18 protein-coding genes are annotated in these 20,233 nt (G+C 61.5%); 9 read left to right on the top strand and 9 right to left on the bottom strand.

The features are described from left to right. The first annotated feature begins 3 nt into the window (after positions 1–3). From NKI47_RS22010 to NKI47_RS21990, 5 genes are all read left to right on the top strand, one after another. Positions 4–1,185 (top strand): glycosyltransferase family 9 protein, encoded by a 1,182-nt coding sequence (locus NKI47_RS22010; RefSeq protein ID WP_352593646.1) that lies wholly within the window; start codon positions 4–6, stop codon positions 1,183–1,185. 9 nt (positions 1,186–1,194) lie between these two features. Then, positions 1,195–2,379 carry a glycosyltransferase family 9 protein gene (locus tag NKI47_RS22005; RefSeq protein ID WP_352593643.1) on the top strand — a complete coding sequence of 395 codons (1,185 nt, stop codon included), beginning with the start codon at positions 1,195–1,197 and terminating at the stop codon, positions 2,377–2,379. Beyond that, entirely contained in the window at positions 2,369–3,655 is a 1,287-nt protein-coding gene (locus NKI47_RS22000) for a glycosyltransferase family 9 protein (RefSeq protein WP_352593640.1), read from the top strand. The genes NKI47_RS22005 and NKI47_RS22000 overlap by 11 nt, the downstream gene beginning before the upstream one ends. Before the next feature lie 153 nt (positions 3,656–3,808). After that, positions 3,809–4,603 carry a sulfotransferase domain-containing protein gene (locus tag NKI47_RS21995; protein ID WP_084640957.1) on the top strand — a complete coding sequence of 265 codons (795 nt, stop codon included), beginning with the start codon at positions 3,809–3,811 and terminating at the stop codon, positions 4,601–4,603. A 14-nt stretch (positions 4,604–4,617) separates the two neighbouring features. Further along, positions 4,618–5,313 carry a sulfotransferase family protein gene (locus NKI47_RS21990; protein ID WP_023674983.1) on the top strand — a complete coding sequence of 232 codons (696 nt, stop codon included), beginning with the start codon at positions 4,618–4,620 and terminating at the stop codon, positions 5,311–5,313. A 30-nt stretch (positions 5,314–5,343) separates the two neighbouring features. Here NKI47_RS21990 and NKI47_RS21985 read toward each other — a convergent pair whose 3' ends face one another. Further along, on the bottom strand, positions 5,344–6,582 hold the full coding sequence (locus NKI47_RS21985; RefSeq protein WP_352593638.1) for a glycosyltransferase family 2 protein: 1,239 nt from the start codon (positions 6,580–6,582) through the stop codon (positions 5,344–5,346). Between NKI47_RS21985 and NKI47_RS21980 the strand changes: the two genes are divergently transcribed. The 4 genes from NKI47_RS21980 (at position 6,550) to NKI47_RS21965 (ending at position 10,742) form a co-directional block, all read left to right on the top strand. Next, positions 6,550–7,713, top strand: a complete 1,164-nt coding sequence (locus NKI47_RS21980) for a glycosyltransferase family 4 protein (RefSeq protein WP_051406084.1) — start codon at positions 6,550–6,552, stop codon at positions 7,711–7,713. The genes NKI47_RS21985 and NKI47_RS21980 overlap by 33 nt on opposite strands. Before the next feature lie 113 nt (positions 7,714–7,826). Beyond that, on the top strand, positions 7,827–8,600 hold the full coding sequence (locus NKI47_RS21975; RefSeq protein ID WP_352593636.1) for a glycosyltransferase family 2 protein: 774 nt from the start codon (positions 7,827–7,829) through the stop codon (positions 8,598–8,600). A gap of 108 nt (positions 8,601–8,708) precedes the next feature. Beyond that, positions 8,709–9,431 (top strand): LPS glycosyltransferase, encoded by a 723-nt coding sequence (locus NKI47_RS21970; RefSeq protein ID WP_023674987.1) that lies wholly within the window; start codon positions 8,709–8,711, stop codon positions 9,429–9,431. A 273-nt stretch (positions 9,432–9,704) separates the two neighbouring features. After that, on the top strand, positions 9,705–10,742 hold the full coding sequence (locus NKI47_RS21965) for a phosphatidylglycerol lysyltransferase domain-containing protein (protein WP_023674988.1): 1,038 nt from the start codon (positions 9,705–9,707) through the stop codon (positions 10,740–10,742). Positions 10,743–11,332: 590 nt separating this feature from the next. On the opposite strand, the gene NKI47_RS21960 is transcribed toward NKI47_RS21965, so the two are convergent. The 8 genes from NKI47_RS21960 to NKI47_RS21925 form a co-directional block, all read right to left on the bottom strand. After that, positions 11,333–12,409: an ABC transporter ATP-binding protein gene (locus NKI47_RS21960; RefSeq protein WP_352593633.1), complete on the bottom strand. Its 1,077-nt coding sequence runs from the start codon at positions 12,407–12,409 to the stop codon at positions 11,333–11,335. Continuing rightward, positions 12,406–13,206, bottom strand: coding sequence for an ABC transporter permease (locus NKI47_RS21955; RefSeq protein WP_352448865.1), 801 nt, complete (start codon positions 13,204–13,206; stop codon positions 12,406–12,408). The genes NKI47_RS21960 and NKI47_RS21955 overlap by 4 nt, the downstream gene beginning before the upstream one ends. A 1-nt stretch (position 13,207) precedes the next feature. Beyond that, entirely contained in the window at positions 13,208–14,068 is an 861-nt protein-coding gene (locus NKI47_RS21950; protein ID WP_023674991.1) for an ABC transporter permease, read from the bottom strand. 66 nt (positions 14,069–14,134) lie between these two features. Further along, the gene (locus tag NKI47_RS21945; protein ID WP_023674992.1) at positions 14,135–15,154 is read right to left on the bottom strand and encodes an ABC transporter substrate-binding protein; all 1,020 of its coding nucleotides are present in this window, start codon (positions 15,152–15,154) and stop codon (positions 14,135–14,137) included. Between the two features lie 84 nt (positions 15,155–15,238). Continuing rightward, positions 15,239–16,714, bottom strand: a complete 1,476-nt coding sequence (locus tag NKI47_RS21940) for an aldehyde dehydrogenase (protein WP_352593630.1) — start codon at positions 16,712–16,714, stop codon at positions 15,239–15,241. Then, on the bottom strand, positions 16,711–17,769 hold the full coding sequence (locus tag NKI47_RS21935; protein ID WP_023674994.1) for an LLM class flavin-dependent oxidoreductase: 1,059 nt from the start codon (positions 17,767–17,769) through the stop codon (positions 16,711–16,713). Before NKI47_RS21935 ends, NKI47_RS21940 begins: the two co-directional genes overlap by 4 nt. A 5-nt stretch (positions 17,770–17,774) precedes the next feature. After that, positions 17,775–19,574: an alpha/beta fold hydrolase gene (locus tag NKI47_RS21930; RefSeq protein WP_352593627.1), complete on the bottom strand. Its 1,800-nt coding sequence runs from the start codon at positions 19,572–19,574 to the stop codon at positions 17,775–17,777. Continuing rightward, complete coding sequence (locus NKI47_RS21925; RefSeq protein WP_352593625.1) at positions 19,567–20,154, bottom strand: amino acid synthesis family protein; 588 nt, start codon at positions 20,152–20,154, stop codon at positions 19,567–19,569. Before NKI47_RS21925 ends, NKI47_RS21930 begins: the two co-directional genes overlap by 8 nt. Positions 20,155–20,233 lie beyond the last annotated feature (79 nt).

The following is a 20,233-nucleotide window of genomic DNA, read 5'->3' as shown; positions in this document are numbered from 1 at the left end:
CCGATGACCAGCTTTTATCACGGTTCCTATGTCCGGTATGTGATTGGTGGACTGGGCCTTCAGGTGCGCCGGTACAAAAAGGCGGTGCGCAGGTTGTTTTCCGGTCCCAAGCAGCCTCGTTCCATTCTTGAGCTGCAGGCCAAGGTTGAGGCCCTGATCGTGCGCAGGGACTGGAAAGGCCTTGAAGCAGGTACCAATGAGATGGCTGTCACGGCCGATCATAATCGCGACCCGGAGCTGATGCAGAAGGCGGGCCAGGCGTTCGAACGCCTTGGCAACTTTGCGCGGGCAGCTGAGCTTCGGCTTTCCGCTCGCCGGCTGCGGAAAGGGAAGAGCGCCAACGAGTGGACCGGCGAGAATCTCGGATCGGATACACTGCTGATCGATCTTGTGGAGGATGACCCGCGCAGCCTTGGCCGGGTTATCCGCCACGCGCGACTGGCCGGCGCTGCCGCTGCCTATGCCCAAAGCGCAACAATTCGGGTCGAGCCGCGCCTGGTATCAATTCTGCAGCGAACGTTCCCGAAGGCGACCGTGGTCCCGGCGCAGCGGGATGTGGTCGGCGACAAACACGCGACTTTCGAAGATCTCGCCTGGGTGTTCGGACGCGACGCCGAAAAGCTTGCTGCCGACTTCGTACCGCTGCGGGCAGATCCTGAACTCGTCGAGGCATTCCGCAAGCGCTATCGCTCGATGACGGATCTGCCGCTGGTCGGTCTCTCCTGGGGCAGCAAGTCCCACACCAAGGACGTGCCTGATTTTCCTGAATGGGCACGGTTCATCGCCCAGACACAAGCGACATTCGTTTCGCTCCAGTACGGACAGATCAAGCCGGCGTTGCGGCGCCTTCGCAACGGCAACGACGCGCGTCTGATCTTTGACGACAGCGTCGACCAAATGGTCGACATGGACCGTTTCGCCGCACAGGTCGCCGCACTCGATGCTGTCGTGACGATCAGCAATACGGCGGCCCATCTTGCCGGAGCCATTGGCGTGCCGACTGTTTTCCTCATCGACGATAATTTTCAGATGGCATGGCCGGTGACCGGCGACCGGACACCCTGGTATCCGAAGGGCATTGTCATTCGCAAGGAGGGACGCCCTTGGTCGCTGGTGCTCGACGAGGCCGGCCGGCGGCTCTCGTCGATCCTGACGACGCTTTCCGACGCTCCCCGAGGACGATAGAACATCGCCGTGCAGAACAGACGAACCATCCTTCAGAAGGCAAAAACCGCCGATCTGCGCCCGCAAGGCGCCGTCGGCAAGCGGCTGCAGAAGGTTCTCGAGCGGGCAAAGGAACTTCTTAGACGTCCCTCGCGCCACGCCGACGAAAGCGCCGAAAGGCATATGAGGCTGATGGAGGAAAGCGTGCAGCGTGGTGACTGGCAAACTGCTCGCGACCATGCACTGGCGCTTGGCGCGCTTGGTGAGCAGCTTGGCGATATCGGCCTGATCAAGAAAGCGGGGCGCGGACTGAGGCGTCTCGACGGAGGAAATCGCATCTGGCAGTTGATGGCGGCGAGCAAGCAGCGCGGCAGACCCGATTGGGACGGCAGTGATCTTGCGGGTCGCACGCTTCTCGTCGATCGTCGCGAAGGCGACCTGGCGATCTTTTTCCAGTTCGCGTCTTTGCTTGGTCCAGCAGCTGCGGCTGCCGGTCGATGCATCGTCTTCGTCGAGCCGCGACTGGCACCGCTTTATCGCAGAACATATCCTGCGCTCGATGTCAGGATTGAAGGGGAAGAGGACATGGCGGCGGTGGACGCCGATGTCGTTGCCGGTTTCGAGACGCTCGCAAAGCATTTCTGGCCGGACGACCCGGCGGCACGCGCGCCCTTCGTTCCGCTGGAGCCGGACCGCCGACTGGTTGCCGAGCTGCGCGGCACCTATCTCGATGGCGGCCCAGGTCCCCTGATCGGATTTGCTTGGGGAAGCCTCAACAAGAGCAAGGATCTGCCGGCCCTGGACGATTGGCGGACGCTGTTCAGCAGTCTGCCGGGGCGCCTCGTCAGCTTGCAATATGGCGATGTCGGGCCGGCCCTCTCCGAGTTCGAGCGCCACGCGCCGGGGCGCATCATCCATGACGCTTCCGTCGATCAGTTGACGGACATGGACCGCTTTGCCGCCCAAATTGCGGCGCTCGACGCGGTGGTGACGATCAGCAATACCGGCGCCAACCTGGCCGGAGCGCTCGGCGTGCCGACGATTGTCATGCTCGACGACGGGTTTCGACTGTCCTGGCCTGCCTTCGGCGAGACCGTCGCCGCATATCCGAGCGTTCGACTGGCCCGAAAAGGCGGCCGAGCCTGGGCGTCGGCAGTGCAGGAAGCAGGCGGACGGGTCATGCAAATCATCAGCGGAGCTGGCGATGGAAGGTAGCCTACTTCCCGGCCGGTTGCGCCGCGCTGTCGCGCTTGCAGGCTACAAATACAAGGTCTGGTTCCGACGTCACCGCCGACAGCTCTTCCTTCGCTGGCGCGACGGCGACATTGCCGATCAGATGGCGGATTATCGGCGAAGCGTCGAGTCCCGCGATTGGCCGGCGGCCCTGCCGAAAGCCATGGCTCTTGGATCCATTGCGAAGTCGAGGGGCGAGGTCCACCTGATCGACGAGCTCAGCAAGGCGCTGATGCGGATGGGCGCTTATGGCGCAGCCGCCGAACTCAGGATCGCCCGACGCCACATCGTCAACGGCCGCGTCGATGGCGAGTGGCTGGGCCAGGATATTTCTGGCCAGACACTGCTGATTGATCTGATGGAAACCGAAAAGCAGGGTCTGGCCACCGCGATCCATCATGCGAGTTCCGTCGGCTGTGCCCTGGCGCGCGCCGCCCGCTCGATCGTGCTGGTCGAGCGCCGCCTGGTACCGCTCTTTCAGCGCACTTTTCCGACCGCCGATGTGCGGCCGGTCGGCGCTGGCGGCAAGGCCGCCTATGCCGAGGCGCAGGCCTTCGCCGGCGTCCAGCATCTGACAGCCGTTTTCGAAACCGACGAGGCGACGATCCGCGAGCATTTCGTGCCCCTTAAGCCGGATCCGGCCCGGGTCGCTGAACTTCGCGCCCGCTACCGGAAGGAAGGACGGCCGTTGGTCGGTATCGCATGGGGCAGCTCCAATCCCGGCAAAGACCTGCCGCCGCTTGCCGCCTGGCGAAACCTGATCGGCCGACCGGACCTCCGGTTCGTCTCGCTGCAGTACGGCCAGATCGAGACCGATCTGAAGATCCTGACCGACGGTGAGCCGGAGCGCATTCTTCATGACAGATCGGTCGATCAGCTCGTCGACATGGATCTTTTCGCCGCGCAGGTTGCCGCGATGGACGCCGTGGTGACCATCAGCAATACCGGAGCGCATCTGGCCGGCGCGCTCGGCATCCCCTCGGTTTTCATCCTGGGCGACGGCTTCAAGCGCTCCTGGCCGGTCGAGGGCGACCGCACGCCCTACTATCCATCGGCCGTGCTGGTCTCGAAACGGGAACGCCCCTGGTCCGTGGTGATGGGCGAGGCCGAGTCCATTCTGGCGCCATGGCTCACAAAAGTGAGCTTCGACGCGATGCGCATTAAGGAGTTCGGCCGACGGACCGCGGAATGGAGCGCCCGTGTCGAACAGTCGTCGCAACAGGCCAAAAAACATAAGGCATTCCGAACCGGGATATAGTAAAGGCCAATTCGCCCCGCAGAGGATCGCAATTCTTGCTGGCATTTCTGCCTTGTGTTCGAATTAGCCGTAGGCTTAGGCGCCCAGTAATGGGGTTGGTCTGGCCGGCAGCGGTTCGGGCGCCAGCTCTGATAATCTAAAGGAGGTCTCTCCATGTCCTTTCTAAACATGTCCTTTCTAAAATTTTTCCAGGCCAAAGCGCCGCCTCTTCCTCTTATCGTATCCTTTCCAAAATCGGGGCGCACGTGGCTACGTGTCATGCTGGACGATCTCGGAGTTGAAGTTCAATACATTCACGACGGAACCGACCACAAGTTACTTCGACCGATATCGGGCCTCAAGGAGAATAAATCTCGATACAAGAAGAGAAGAACAATAATGCTTGTTCGCGATCCAAGAGATACGGTGGTCTCAGGGTACTTTCAGGTTCAGAAGCGCCACATGCTTCCAGCGGGATCGTTCAGCGATTTTATCAGAAGCGACAATCATGGGATTGAAAAGATCATCAGATTTAATCTGCATTGGTTCGCGGCCATGCCCCGGATGCGCGAAATCCGGTATCTTCAATATGAAGATATGCATCGGGATACGGCTGGTGTCCTTCGCGCCATCCTTGGATTCCTGAACCAGCAGGCTGACGATCGGACGCTTGTCGAGGTGGCGAACAACCGAACGTTCGACAAGATGAAAGTGAGTGAATCGACCGGTGATCTGTCCGATCGATACGGCAAGATATTACAGCCGCGCGATGCGAATGATCCCGAAAGCTTCAAGGTGCGCAAGGGCAAGATAGGCGGTTACGGCGAATATCTTTCCGAGGACGACGTGGCCTATTGTGACGAGCAGTTGGCTAAGTTCGAATATTGGGAGAAGCTGGACAAGGTTTTTAGCACGAACGGCTTGTGCTACGCTCGCGTCGATAACCGCGTCCGGGTCGCCTTGGGTTAGGGAGCATTGCCGACATGGTGATGCGGACCGGATTCATTTGCGGCTGCGGCCATAGCGGGACGACGTTGATTGCGACGATCCTTGCGTCGCATCCCAACGTCTACCTGCCGCTCCAGGAAACCAACATTTTCTTCAAGTGGACGCCACTGGCCATGTTCCGCTTCTGGAAACTGAAGCGGGCGGCGCTCGATGCTGGAAAGAACGTGCTGCTTGAAAAGACACCGCGGCATATCCGCCGTGTCGCCCGCATTCGCCGGCTCGTGCCCGGCGCGCGTTTCGTCATGCCGGTGCGAGATGGGCGCGACGTCGTAGCGTCCCTGATCAAACGACTTGGCGACCCAACGGAGGCTCTCGACCGCTGGATCAACGACAATGCGCTGGTTCTTGCGGAACGGGGAAAGCCGGATGTGCTGATCTATCGCTATGAGGACCTGGTCGAGAATCCGGCCAAAGTCGTCGAGCAGATATGCGGCTTTCTCGATGTAACCTTCAGCCCGGATCTCCTCGACTATCACAAGAACCCGCAGCAGTGGTTCAAGCCGACCGACGCCAGCGGCGAGACGCCGCATGCGGTGCTCCGGAACCAACAGGTCAATCAGCCGATCTATGACGGGAGCGGAAGATGGCGCTCCGAACTTGGAAACGCCGAGCTACAGGACCTGGTCCAAGGACGAGGTGCCCAGCTTATGAAAGCATTCGGTTATGCATGATGTCGGTTCGGCATCTGCTTGAAATGCCGTCTACCAATCAATTTTGTCGATCAAACCCGTTTTGAACAGGCTGTGAGCTCCTTCGTACAGCATTGACTGTTCGCTCATCGCGCTGAGAGCGGCTTTACCGCTCGATACCTCATGATACTGGCGATATTTGGAAGCGCCGTTCCAATACTGACCTTCCGCCACCGCGACCTGCGCCTTGTCGTTGAAATCGGCGAAGAACTTGAAATGAAGCAGGCCAGCCAATCCCTTTATATAGTTTCGCCAGTAGGGCAGCGGTGAGTGAATCGACGTAAAAATCGTCTGGCGATCAACATATATCAGAGGAAACTTGGTCAACTTGTGCTGCCTGGCGAAAAGCCGGGTTCTCGGGCCGCCTGTGATCTTGAGATGCCGGGAGCTCCTCGTCACCTCATAGCCGCTGCCGTCGAAATGGTCCGCAACTTGCCATGGCGGCACGATGGGATCGAAGGGTACGTCCCAGATGTTTCCGCTCGGATACATGTCGATCATCGGCGCCAGCAGGCGTGTCATTCCGCGCCGCTTGAGCCAGTCGGCCATCGCACCGAGCGGATGCTGATCCATACCGTCATAGACAAGATATTCGTCCGCATCCACGGTCAGATACCAGCGAGGCTGACCATAGATCTGCACAATCCGCTGACGCCAAAGGTTTCCCAGGTCCGACTGCGAATAGGTGATCGGCGAGCTGAATAGATCGACATCTGGCTGCTCGGCCAGAAGCTCAGCTGTTCCGTCTGTCGAGCGGTCATCGAGGACGGCGAATCTGGTGACGCCGAGTTCGCGATAGTGCTTCAGGAACGGGCGTAGCCTGTCCGCCTCGTTGCGGATGACGAGGATCAAAGGCAGGTCATTCGCTTTAAGGGGCGTTATCGGCCGCAGCGATGACACTTCTGCCCGTCTTCCGAAGGTGTGTCTCAGCCGATATATGGCGGTGTCGGTAATCGTCCGGCGGACAATGGCGGGCCAGGTTGCTTTGCTCAAGCCATCGATTCCCCTCATGGCGGTCACCGCCCGGCTGGAGCTGGCGCTGATCCGCTGTTTGCAGTTAATTTCTACATGCAGCACCGTTAGGCAAATCGCAAGCAGTTGCGGACAATGGACACAGGCCTGTTCTGAGTTCCGGCGGGTGAGCTTTCCAAGTGTTGCCGATGCGAGCTGGCCTCTATAGACATCGTCAGATGGCAACAAGGCCGGAGCCCAGACCCCATGTACGCCGGCATTCGTGGCACCGAAATTCAATTCGACAGGCCGCTCCTGTTCGTGCGCCAGCGTTATGCGCCTTTCGGTGGCGGCGAGATCATGTTGGAAAACATCATGGCCGCATTCGCCGCGCGTCAGCGGCGGGTGGCCGTGCTGTCCGGCGACTGGCCGCGTTATGAAGGCATCGAGTTCATCCATTGTGCCGGCCGCCGGTTTCCGCGTTCGCTGCGGGCGACGTCCTTTGCTCAAGCTGCCTGCCGCAAGATCGCCGAGATGCCGCCGGCGCTGGTGCAGAGCAACGATCGCCTCCCGTGCTGCGATGTCTTCCGGGCCGGGGAGGGCGTTCATGCCGCCTATCTTGCCGAGCGGCGGCGTTTCGAGACGCGGCTTGGCAGGGCGGCAATGGCGCTGAGCCCCTTTCACCGCCAGACGCTGCGCCTTGAACGTGCAACCTACGCCAGCCCGAGGCTCAAAGCTGTCATTGCCATTTCGAAGATGGTGGCAGAGGACATTGTCCGTCACTACGATTATCCGGCGGAAAATGTGCACCATATTCCCAACGGGGTGGATCTCGACCGCTTCAACCCGCAGCTGCGCCAGCAGCATCGGGCGACAATCCGCGCGCGGCTCGACGTCGACGAAAACAGGCCGGTCGTCCTGTTTGTCGGCTCGGGCTTTGCGCGAAAAGGACTTCTTGCACTGATGAAGGCGGTCGCTAGGCTCGATGGCGAGCCTGAATTGTGGGTCATCGGCCATGATTCGCGCGCCAACGCCTTCAGGCAGGCCGGTGACAGGCTCGGTCTCGGCGCACGGCTCAAGATGCTGGGGCCGCAGAAAGACATGCTGCCGTGGTACGGCGCGGCCGATATTGCCGTGCTGCCTTCCATCTATGATCCTTTCGGCACAGTGGTCATCGAAGCGATGGCCAGCGGCTTGCCCGCCGTGGTAAGCACCGGCTGTGGAGCGCGCGAGCTTGTCGAGCGGTTCGAGCCGACGCTCGTTTGCGATGCGGCCAGCGAAAGCGACCTCGCTGCAGCGCTCGCGCACGCGCTGCAGTTGTCGTCACGACCTGAGACCGCAGCCCGGGTGAGAGCGGCGGCCGAACACTATGATTTCAATGTCATGATCAAGCGAATGATGGCGCTGTATGAAGGCCTTGATCTGAAATGATTTTCGACTTTGTTGAATTAGGTTAGTACCCTCAGTGTGCTAACGGGCCGGGAGCCGATGCTGCAGATGCATTCGAATGACAGTGGCAGCTTTGATGCCGGAGCATTCTGACCGTGCCGGCGCTCTCGGTCATTATCATCACCCGCAACGAGGAGGCATCCATCGCGCAATGCCTTCGGTCGGTCCATTTTGCCGATGAGATCGTCGTTCTCGACAACAACAGCAGCGACAGAACCAGGGAGATTGCCGGTGCTCTGGGAGCAAAGGTTCTGATGACCGTTGATTGGCCCGGTTTTGGTGCGCAAAAAAACCGTGCGCTGGCCGCGGCAACGGGGGATTGGATCCTCTCGCTGGATGCCGATGAGTGGGTGGAGGCGCCGCTCGGCGCGGAAATAAGGGCCGCAATCGCCGACCCAAAAGCCAATGACGGCTTCGAAATACCGAGAAGATCGCGCTTTTGCGGGCACATTGTCCGCCATAGCGGCTGGTCGCCCGATCTGGTGCTCAGGCTCTTCCGTCGCCGCTCCGGGCGGTTCAGCGACGACACCGTGCACGAGAAGGTATTGGTGAACGGGAAGGTCAGCCGATTGTCCCGGCCGATCGAGCACGATTCCATTACCGACTTGGCAGATGCCCACGACAAGATCGGCCGGTACGCAGAAGCGTCCGCCGCGCAACTGCTTGCCGAGGGCAAAAAAAGCTCGATAGGCAAGGCGGTTTTGCGCTCGGTCTGGGCCTATGTGCGCAGCTATATTTTCCGGCTGGGATTTCTGGACGGTCCCATTGGTGCGATGGTGGCCGCGTATTCGGCCAGCTACACCTATCAGAAATGGGCCCGTGTCGCATTGGGAATGCGAGGCCCAGTCCACCCAAAAAAGCAACGCTGAGGCCAGGACAAATCTGTGAGAAACCGGCTTGGTTGACCGCAATTGTTGCCGAGCCATCGCCAACTAGTTAGTGTACGACCGTAAAAATCGAAAGCCAGGGTAGTGAATATGACTGATGCGTTTAGGGTATTTATCGGATGGGACAGCCGTGAGCCGATCGCGTACGACGTCGCGCGACACTCCCTGCTCAAACATGCATCGGCGCCTGTCTCCGTCATTCCGATCAAACAGGACGAGATGCGTGCCCGCGGGCTATATTGGCGGGAAAAAGATCCGCTCGCCTCAACGGAGTTCACCTACACGCGCTTCCTCACGCCCTTTCTCGCCGACTACACGGGTTGGGCCCTGTTTTGCGATTGCGATTTCCTGTGGCTTGGTGACGTCGCAGGCCTGCTGAAATATACGGACTCGGACAAGGCGGTCTATTGCGTCCAGCATGACTATACGCCGAAGGCCACAACCAAGATGGATGGTGTGGTCCAGACGTCCTATCCTCGGAAAAACTGGTCGTCGCTGATGCTGTTCAATTGCGCGCATCCTTCGGTCAGATCGCTCACGCCAGAGGTCGTGAATCAGGAAAGTGGCGCCTATCTTCACCGAATGCAGTGGGTTGCCGACAAAGATTTGGGCTCATTGCCGGTAGAGTGGAATTGGCTCGAAGGCTGGAACGAAAAGCCTGCGGTCGGCACACCTAAGGCGGTCCACTATACCAGCGGCGGCCCGTGGTTTGCCGAATGGCAGAATGTCGACTACGCCGATTTGTGGATAGCAGAACGCGACGAGTTCCTGGCTTCCGAACAAGCGGAATCTTCTCAGAGCGCCGTTCGCTAAGAACATCGTGTTTGGCAGGTGACCTGGGCGCTTCCGAAAGTGGCATTGATTTTCGTGTCGCCAAGGGCGCAGCAACCAGCCGTCAGGCGCTGGGCGTCGACAACAATGCGTGTTGCCGCCTGGGGGCGGGACCGGGGCAGATTGCGCCTACGAATCTGGCGGCTCCGGCCGGGTAAACATGCCGCGCTGAGATAAGGATCAGCTCGCGGCAACATGATCGGTTTGGGGTCCGTCAGCTCTTTCATCGGCCTAGCCGGCACGCGAAAGTCGACCATGCCGTCACTGCGAAGACGCCTCGATCGTTTCCTGGAGAACCGCGGGCCTAAAATACCGCGGCTGCAGCTGAACCATGTCGAGCGCCTGGCGCTGGTCCGTCGCCACGGTGATTTTTCCCTTGCCTATTCGACCGCCGTGCAGAAGGGGCTTCACTACTTCGGCGATGCCCAGGGCTACATCGCTTACGGCAGCAAAACGCGACATCATTTCGCGCTCGGTGATCCAGTGGCTGCCCCGGCCGATCGGCGCGACTATATCAGACGTTTCATCGAGGTTGCCGGCAGCCCGTGGTTCGTGCAGATCGGCGACCAGACGGCGCGCGTGCTTGCCGGGCTTGGCTATCAGGTCAACCGCCTCGGCGTCGACACCAGGCTTGTCCTGCCCAGACACGACTTTTCCGGAAAGCGCAATGAGACAGTGCGCTATTCCGAACGCTGGCTCTTGAAGAAGGGTTTTTCCTTCGCAGAGGACAACGGGACTGTCTTCCTCGACGAGATTGCCAGGCTCTCCCAGAATTGGCGGGCCGACCGCATCGTCAAGCGCTGGGAGATGAGATTTCTCAACAGGCCCTTTGCCGATCACCTTGGCGTCGATATGCGCCGTTTCGTCCTGCACGGTCCGGATGGGGAGCTCGTGGCCTTGCTGGATTTCGATCCGCTGTTCAGCGACGGCAAGGTCATCGGCTACACCACCTCGTTCAAGCGCAAGCATATCGATGGCTCGGCGCATGCCGAGATCGGCCTGACCAAATTCGCGGTCGACCGCTTTCGCGATGAAGGTGTTTCCGTCGTCACCCTAGGCCTGTCGCCGCTTGTCGAAATCGGACCTAGCGGGTTTGCCGAAAGCGATTTCTGGCGGCACGCCTTCCAGCGTGCCTATGACTCCCCCTGGGTCAATCGCACCCGCTTCAATCTGCAGGGGCAGGCGGCCTTCAAGCGCCGGTTCCATGGTGTCGAAGAGCCGACCTATCTTGCCTTTCGCAAGGGGACCTTTTTCGAAGCGCTTTCTCTGCTCCGGCTGATCAGGGCCGTCTAGTGCCTAGTGACTGAGCGCTCGTCGTCTCCTAGTATGGTCGACCTCACACCGGTCAGGCTTGGTTGTTTAGGTGGGAAAGAAATGCCGCGGCGGGAAGCAAAAGACCGGCTGCGAACCGCCGGCCCATTCTGCGGCGTCCCCCAGTCCCGCCGGGGCACTTTTGGCAGCCTGAGAACGGCTCCGCGTCAGCGCCAAGGGGTCGGATTCACGGTTGCTGCAGCGTACCGCCAGGAATAACGAGGGTACCCTGGCCTGGCCTTGAGTATCTGAAGCCTATGAAGAACAAAGCAACGATGATCAAACAAATGACGATGACCGCGACGACGCTGCCAGGATGGTGTCCGGTATCTGGCGGTTGGACCATTGCCTTCCCGTATGGCTATCGCCGCTGACCTTCTTCATCTTCCAACCGAGCATGACGACTGTCAATGGATACAGGAGTTGCGCCCGCCATCCAATCAGCCGACTGCAGCGTCGATCACGTTGCGCGCTTGCTGACCGAAGCTGATGATGGACCTAACCACAGCTTGTTCCCAAGCACGCTTCCATCGCTGCGAAGCGTTGAAGGGCGGCGATCCACCGCGGCTTAGTCAGGCCGGAAACAGGAATGCAGCAGCGGGATCGAAAAAGACCTGCCGGCTGCAGGGCCACACATCCTGCGATTGCATGGCGGCGGAGGTCGGCCTGATGTCAACCTCCTGTCCAGCGGCGATGCGCGCGACGATCCGCCGGCGCTCGCCGTAAAATGCGATGTCGACGATCTCGACATTCAGTTCCGCGCTCGCCGGGCTCCGCTCCATGCTAAAGGCTTCGGGCCGGATCATCAGCCTGGTCTTCTGGCCTTTGCCGAACGTGCCGTTGGCCCTGACTCCGGATATGACCGAACCGTCTGTCATGCGGATCGTTGTCGTGCCGTTGGTGGTGCCGAGATGTTCGGCGGCGAGGAAATTCGAATTGCCGATGAAGCCGGCGACGAAATCGGTCGCTGGCCTGAGATAGAGATCCTCGCCGGTGCCGGTCTGCTCGATGCGGCCATCCTTGAACAGGGCGATTCGGTCCGACAGATGCAGCGCCTCTTCCTGATCGTGGGTGACGTAGAGAATGGTGACGCCGGTCTGGCGATGGATGCGGCGGATTTCGCCCTGGATTTCCTCGCGCAGCTTCTTGTCGAGCGCCGACAATGGCTCGTCCATCAAAAGGATCGGAGGATCGTAGGCCAGCGCCCGGGCCAGCGCGACGCGCTGCTGCTGGCCGCCCGACAGCGCATCGGGTAAGCGTCCGGCAAAGCTTTCGAGCCGCACCAGGGCCAGCATGTCGGCGACCTTTTTCTTCACCTCGGCGTCCGGCCGGCGGCGAACCCGCAGCGGAAAAGCGACGTTTTCGGCCACCGTCAGATGCGGAAACAGCGTGTAGCGCTGGAAGACCATGCCGATGTTGCGCTTGTGCGAAGGCACTGCAAGCAGTGATTTTCCTTCCAGCAAGACATCGCCGGAAGTTGGGTCCTGAAAGCCGGCGATCGCGTAGAGCGTCGTCGATTTTCCCGAACCGGAGGGCCCGAGGAAGGTCAGGAACTCGCCCCTGGGAATGTCCAGCGTGACGTCGTGCACGGCGACGATCGCCCCGAACGCCTTGCGCAGATTGCGGATGGAGAGGAAAGGGTGGGTCATGTCCGGAACTTTCGCTGCAGCAGCGCCGTCATCACCATCAGGGCAAGCGTCAGCCCGACCAGCAGGCTGGAGGCAGCGGCGATCACCGGACTGAGGTCCGACCGCAGACTGCCCCAGATCTTGACGGGCAAGGTTTGCAAGCTGGGGCTGGCCATGAAGATCGCCACCACGACTTCGTCCCACGAGGCGAGGAACGAAAAAATCGCGGCGGAGAAGATGCCGATCCGGATCGACGGCAAGGTGATCCTGAGCCTGGCCTCGAGCGGGCTTGCCCCGCAGACGATTGCCGCGTCCTCGATCGACTTGTCGAACCCTTCGAGCGCGGTGGCGATCGGAATGATGGCGAAGGGCAGCGCCAGCACGGTGTGGGCGATGACGAAGCCGATGGTGGTGCCGCCGAGGCCAAGGCGAAGGAAGAAGGCGTAGATGGCGATGGCGAAGACAACGACGGGCAGAACCATCGGCGTCAGCAGCAGGCCGCGCAGGATCTCACGTCCGGCAAACCTTCCGCGAACCAGGGCAAAGGAGGCGAGCAGGCCGATCGCTACTGCCAGGATCGCCGTCATGGTGGCGATCCGAGCGCTGGTCAGCGCGGCGTCGAGCCAGGCCGGATCGGCAAAAAGCTCCTGGTACCATTTGAGCGTCCAGCCGGGCGGCGGAAAAGCCAGCCAGCGCGACGAGCCGAAGGAGAGCAGAACAATGAAGACCACCGGCAACAGAAGAAAGCCAGCGACCAGCGCGGTGAAGCCGAGCAGGGCAACCCGTAGCCAACCCATGCGGTCATAGTCGAGCAGCATCTCAGATGCCTCCGCTCGTGCGCCTGGCACCGACAAGGCGCAGCTGCAGTGCATAGAGAACCATGGTGACGACAAGCAGGATGAAGGCAGCGGCGCTGCCGAGCCCCCAGTTGAGCAGCGACTGGACCATCTGCGCGATCATTTCGGCAAGCATCATGTTCGACGTGCCGCCGAGCAGTGCCGGCGTTACGAAGTAGCCGAGCGACATGACGAAGACCATCAGGCCGCCGGCCGCGACGCCGGGCAGCGACAGCGGCACGAGGATACGGCGGAACGCCTGGAAAGGGCTTGCGCCGCACAGCGACGCCGCACGCAGCGTCATCGGATCGATCGCCCGTAACGTGCCGACCAGCGGCAGGATCATGAAGGGCAGCATGATATAGACCATGCCGATAGTGACGCCGGTGAGATTGTTGATGAGCGGCAGCGGGTGGTCGATGACGCCGATGGTCATCAGCGTCCGGTTGATGACGCCGGTACGCTGCAGGAGCACCATCCAAGCATAGGTGCGGGTGAGCAGGTTCGTCCACATCGACAGAATGATGATGCCGAAGATGATCGAGGCCAGTCCCGAAGGCATGATTGCCAGCATCCAGGCGACCGGAAAGGCGACAAGGACCGTGGCGACGGTGACCAACGCCGCGACCAGGAATGTGTTGAAGAACACCCGCGCATAGGTGCCGTCACCAAGCAGGGCAGCATAGTTCTGCAAGCCTGGCTCGGGCTCCGTGACACTGCGCAAAAGCAGCGCCAGCACGGGGATGACGAAGAACAGCATAATCAGAATCAGGGCCGGCAGCAGGCCATTGAGACCTGCCGGCACCCGCACCGTTCCAAAGTTCCGGCGTGTTTCGACCGACATGACAGCGACCCGGCTACGGGACGAGACGGCGCGAACCGTCTCGTCCATTGCGGTTCAAGGGCGGGCTTATTTCGCCTGCCAGGCATACCAGCGCGCGGCGATGGTGTCGCGATTGGCGGCCCAGTAGTTCATGTCGAGATTGATCTGCCCGCCGACATGAGCGTCCGGCAGCGATTTCACGGCATCGGCCGGCATCTCTGCCTTGGCCTTGGTATTGATCGGCGCATAACCGCTGGCTTCGGCAAATTTGGCCTGGCCGGCGGGGCTGCTCGCCGCGGCGAGGAATTTCATCGCCGTATCCTTGTTCTTGGCACCCTTCGGTACCACCAGAACGTCGGCTGCGGTCAGGTTCTGGTTCCAGGAGACGCCGACATCGGCGCCATCCTTGTCCAGTGCGAAGACGCGGCCGTTCCACAGCTGGCCGAACGTTGCTTCGCCGGATGCGATCAATTGCTGCGACTCCGCCCCGCCGCTCCACCAGACGATGTCCGACTTGATGGTGTCGAGTTTCTTGAAGGCGCGATCGAGATCCAGCGGATAGAGCTTGTCCGCCGGAACACCATCGGCCAGCAGCGCGATCTCGATGACACCGGGCGCCGACCATTTGTAGAAGGTCCGCTTGCCCGGGAACTTCGTCAGGTCGAACATGTCGGCCCAGCCGGCCGGTTCACCCGAAACGGCGCCCTTGTTCCAGGCGAGCACGAAGGAATAGTAGAAACTGCCGACGGCGTGATCGGTGGTGAAGCGCGGATCGAGGTCGGCCTTCGGCACGGTCTTGAAGTCGATCGGCTCGAGCAGACCGTCCTTGGCCGCCTTGATGGCGAAATCCATCTCGACGTCGACGACGTCCCAGTTGACACTGCCGCTGTCGATCATCGCCTTCAGCTTGCCGTAGTCGGTCGGGCCGTCCTGCATGACCTTGATGCCGGATGCAGCGGTGAACGGCTCGGCCCAGGATTTGGTCTGCGCTTCCTGGGTCGTCCCGCCCCAGCTGGTGAACACCATGTCCTCGGCCTTTGCGGCCGTCGTTGCCGGAACTGTCGTTGCAATAAATCCGGCAAGGAAGCCGGTGATGATCAGTTTCATTGTCGTTCTCCTCTGTTGTTTTCGTTGTTGTCTGTTCGCGATCGGTCGTTTTCGCCTTGATCGCGCATCTCCGGCCAGCGGCGGCTACCGCATGACAAAAGGATCGGGAATCGGGTCGTCGGAGGTGCGTATCCACACCGATTTCGAACGCGTGTAGTCGCGGATCGCATCGAGGCCGCCCTCGCGGCCGAGCCCGGATTGGCCGTAGCCGCCAAACGGAACCAGCGGCGAGACCGCCCGATAGGTGTTGATCCAGACCACGCCGGCATGGATGCCGCGCGCCATGCGGTGGGCTTTTGCCAGATTGGTGGTGAACACGCCGGACGCCAGGCCGAATTTCGTGTCGTTGGCGAGCGAAAGCGCTTCAGCTTCGCCGTCGAAGGCTAGCACACAGAGCACCGGGCCGAAGAGCTCTTCGCGCACGCAGGCAAGGGTCTGATCAGGCGCGTCGATAATCGTCGGCGCGTAATAGAAGCCGTCCGCCATGCCCGCGGGGCGAATGCCGCCGGTGACCAGTTGCCCGCCCGCGGCCAGGCTTTCAGCAATGATCTTCTCTATCCATTCGCGCTGGCGCGAGGTGGCGAGCGGTCCCATTTCGATCGCGGGATCCTGCGGATCGCCAATCCTGATCGCCTCGGCTTTGCGCTTGAGCCGGGCGAGGAATTCGTCCTTCACGGAGCGCTGGACCAGCAGCCGAGAGCCGGCGACGCAGCTCTGGCCGGTGGCAGCGAAGATGCCGGCAACGACCGCGTTGGCGGCGCTGTCCAGATCGGCATCGGCAAACACCACGACCGGGCTTTTGCCGCCGAGCTCGAGCGTCGTGAAAGCGAGGTTTTCCGCCGTATTCCTGACGATCTGCCGAGCGGTCGAGGGACCGCCGGTGAAGGCGACGCGGGCGACGAGCCGATGACTGGTCAGCCGGTGACCGCTATCGTGGCCGAAGCCGGTCAGGATGTTCACGGTCCCGGCGGGAAATCCCGCCTCATGGACGAGTTCGGCGAAGGCCAGCAACGGGGCAGGGCCGTCTTCCGATGCTTTCAGAACGATGGTGCAGCCGGCCGCCAGCGCCGGCCCGAGCTTGACGGCGGACAGGAAGAGCTGCGAGTTCCACGGCACAATGGCGGCTACGACGCCAATTGGCTCCGGCCGGATGGTCACTTCCATGTCGGCCTTGTCGATGGAAACAAACGAGCCCTCGTGCTTGTCGGCCAGCCCGCCATAATAGCGGTAATAGTCGCCGACATAGGCGATCTGGGCGCGGGTCTCGCGGATGATCTTGCCGGTATCGCGCGTCTCGAGTTCCGCCAGCCGGTCGGCATTGGCGACCACCAGATCGCCGAGCCGCACCAGAAGCTTGCCGCGTGCCGTTGCCGTCATTGCCGGCCACGTGCCGGAGCCAAGCGCCCGGTGAGCAGCTTCGACGGCGCGGTCGACGTCATCAGACGATGCAGCGGGCATCTTCGCCCATGGCGCGCCCGTCGAGGGATCGATGCTGTCGAAGGTCGCCGCCACTTCGACGAAGCTGCCGTCAATATAGTTCCTGAATTGAGTGGTGCTCATCGCAATCCAGCTTTCGGCTCGGAAAAGGCCGGCATCACCCTGTCGATGAAGAGCTGCAGCGATTTCTTCTTGCGCCGATGGGAAAGGCCGCTGTCGATCCAGATCGAATACTGATCGTAGCCGAGCGCTTCGTAGGCCTTCAGCCTGGCGATCACCTCGTCGGCTTCGCCAATGACCAGGTTCTGCTTGATCTTGTCAGGCGCATATTGCGGCATGGCCGCGATCTCGTCTTCGGTCAGCGCTTCCATTATGCCCTGGTGCACCGGCTTCTTGTTCTGGAACCAGGCGCCGAACTGGCAGTAGAACTGCGACAGATCCTGCGCGAGCCGGTCAGCCTCCGCGGCATCCTCGGCGACGAAAGTATGCATCAGCAGCATGATCTCCGGCCTTGGTACGTCGGGGTGGGCATTACACGCCGCGTTGAAACGCTCCATCAGGCTGGCCACTTCGCCATCGCCGGAGGCAAGCGGCGTCACCTGGACGTTGCATTTGCTGGAAACCGCAAAGTCGTGCGAGTTCGGATCGCGTGCGGCCACCCAGATCGGTGGATAAGGCTTTTGCAGCGGCTTGGGCGACGAGGTGGTTGAAGGAAACGACCAGAACTCGCCGGCGAGTTCGAAATCACCATCCCAAAGGCCCCGGATCGCCGGCACCATCTCGCGCATACGCTGGCCGGCACCCCAGGCCTCGAGGCCTGGGAAAAGCCGCTGGTATTCGTAAGCGTAGGCGCCGCGCGCAATGCCGATGTCGAGACGGCCGCCGGTGACGACGTCGGCCATCGCTGCTTCGCCGGCAAGCTTGATCGGGTGCCAGAACGGCGCGACGATGGTTCCTGTTCCGAGCCGGATGCGCCTGGTTTTGGCGGCGAGCCAGGCGATGTTGATGAACGGGTTCGGCGAGATGGTGAATTCCATCCCGTGATGCTCGCCGATCCAGGCAGTCTCGAATCCTGCCTCTTCCGCCTGCAAAACCAGCTCCTCCAGCTCGCCGACAAGCTCGGAATGCGGCTTTGCCAGATCCGATCGCTCCATGTGCACGAAAAGCGAAAACTTCATCGGTTTCACCCGCGGCCGGAAATAGGAATTTGAGAAGGCGCGGGCTTGGCGAGCGGCCGGACTTCGCCTTCGACCTCGTTGCCGACATAGACGCCGAATGCATCTTCCGTACGTTCGCGCGCATAGCGGGCAAGCATCGAACGCACTGCGGGATCGGCGATCTTCAGATCCGCGATCTTCTCGAGGTCGACAAGCCGCATCTGGCGATCGTCGGAATAGGATCCCTCGACCGTTCCGCGATAATAAACATGCGTGCGCCAGGGTTCGGCGGCATCGTCCCACACCGCGAACAGGAAGCCGAGCTGGGCGTCTATGGCCCTGGCGGCAAGGCGCCCTTTGAGGCTGCGCGCATCGTTGGGCGTGCCCAGTCCGCGCCCCGCAGGCAATTCATAAATCCCGTCGGCTGTTTGGACGAACAGCACACGGCCCTCGTTCTCGAGAATGGCGCCGACCTCCGTATCGGGGGGCGCCGCCGCCAGCGCCTCCTGGCTGAGGCCAGGCGTGACGTAGGTGCCTCTGCAATAACCGAGGGGCTGGGCTCCGTTGTGGCTGAAGTCGCGGACGCGGCCGATGAGGATCGAGTGATCGCCAGCATCGACCAGCTGCTCCATGCCGCAATCGAACACCGCAACGGAGCCGTCGATCAGCGGATTGCCGGTCCGGCCCGGTTGCCAGCTCACGGCCGCGAACTTGTCCGCTGCTTTGGAAGCGAAGATGCCGGAATGGGCCTTCTGGTCCTCTGACAGGATGTTGATGGCGAAACCTCTCGACGTCGAAAAAGCACTGTGCCCCAGCGCCCTCTTGGCGATGCAGACAAGCACCAGCGGCGGCTCGAGTGAGACCGAGGTGAAGGAGTTGGCGGTGAAGCCGCGCGGTTCGCCTTCCGCTCCGATCGTTGTGACGATGGTGACACCGGTCAGGAAGGAGCCGAGTGCGCGCCGGAATTCGCCGCTGTCAAAGACTGCATCCGTCTCCGGCCTCACGCCAGCGTCTCCTGCCGTGTCGAGAAATTCCATGATGTGTTTGGTCACTTTTTCAGGTGAAGCCATTGCCATCATGTGCCTTTCTCCATTGAGCACGAGGCATTGGCTGTGCGGCGCAAGCCTCGCCATCGCCGCCGACATGGCCGGGGTCGAATTGCTGTCCTGCGACCCGGTCATGAACAGGGCCGGTGCGGCAAGACCGGGGAGGGCATCGGCATGCTCGGCATCGGCACGGGCAAAGAGGCGATAGGTGCGCGCGTAGCCTTCGGGGTCGACCCTTTCAAGGGCGGCGCGCGCGGTAGAGGCCGCCCCGATAAGGTTCGCCGGCAGCGGGTCGCCGAACCAGCGGGCAAGCGTAGCCGCAATGGCGGAAGGGTTGCCATGGGTGCCGAGCGCGGCCGCACGCTCGCGTACGGCCTGCGCCAAGGCCGCGGGGCGGCGGAATACCGCATTGAGACAGACGATGGAGCGAACGCGCGAAGGGGTGCGAAGGGCGATCTCCAGAGCGACCAGCGCGCCCATCGAATGGCCAACGATCGACACCGACGCCACGCCAAGATGGTCGAGAAGGCGAACCGCCTGATCGGCGAAATCCGACAGGCTGGCTTCTTCCGGCGGCAGCGGTGAAACGCCGTGGCCGAGCATGTCGATGGCGATCAGGTCATGATGGTCTTTCATCGCCGCGATCTGATCGTGCCAGATCGCGGCGTTCATGCCGACACCGTGAATGAGCAGAACCGGCGCGCCGGAGCCGGCGCGGATGAAGCCGGTGCCGTCCGGAGCCGTGTCCCGGACCCATGCGGTGGCAGCGACGTCAGCCATGCAGGTCGCCGACCTCCTTGAGGTCCTGATAGCGGTCGCCGATACGATGGTGCGGGCGGCCGCCAATCGAAGCGCCAAGCGCCACTACCAGCTCATCGGGCGCGGGCGCGTCGCCGATTTGGAAATGTACGGTCAGATAGTGGGAGCGGCGGCCTTCGTCGTTCTTGTCCATCAGCGGGATCATGATCGGGGTGTTCGGCCCTCCGCGCAGATTGGTGAAGGCGAGATAGGTCTTGGCGCCGACCGCGCGACGGTAATGGTTGCCGAAATGCAGCGTATGGATCAGCGCCGATGCATGCTCGATCTCGCCCGCCGTGCCGCAGACCGCGGCCTTGCCGTAGCCCTCTATCGCGTCGCCGGAACCGGCGACGGCGATGATTTCGCGGGTCAGCAGTTCACCGAGGACGGGAGCAATGGCGCGGATCTCCGTCGACAGGTCGTCGGTGAAACCGCGGCTCGCCCAAGGGTTTGTCAGCACGGCGGCGACGCCGATCAGACGCAACGGTTTTGGGGCTTCCTTGCCGCCCTCGATTAACGTGTTCTCGATATAGGTGACGATCTTTCGAATGGCTGGTTTCATGAAGTCCTCGGTCGCCACGGCGCTGTGCACCGCCGAAATCTTTACGTCATCTTATGGTATACCATACTATGGAGCACCA

Source organism: Mesorhizobium sp. M0633, from assembly GCF_040320645.1.
Lineage (GTDB): Bacteria > Pseudomonadota > Alphaproteobacteria > Rhizobiales > Rhizobiaceae > Mesorhizobium.
Note: the sequence above shows the minus strand (reverse complement) of the source record. Positions and strands in the feature narration are given on the sequence as shown.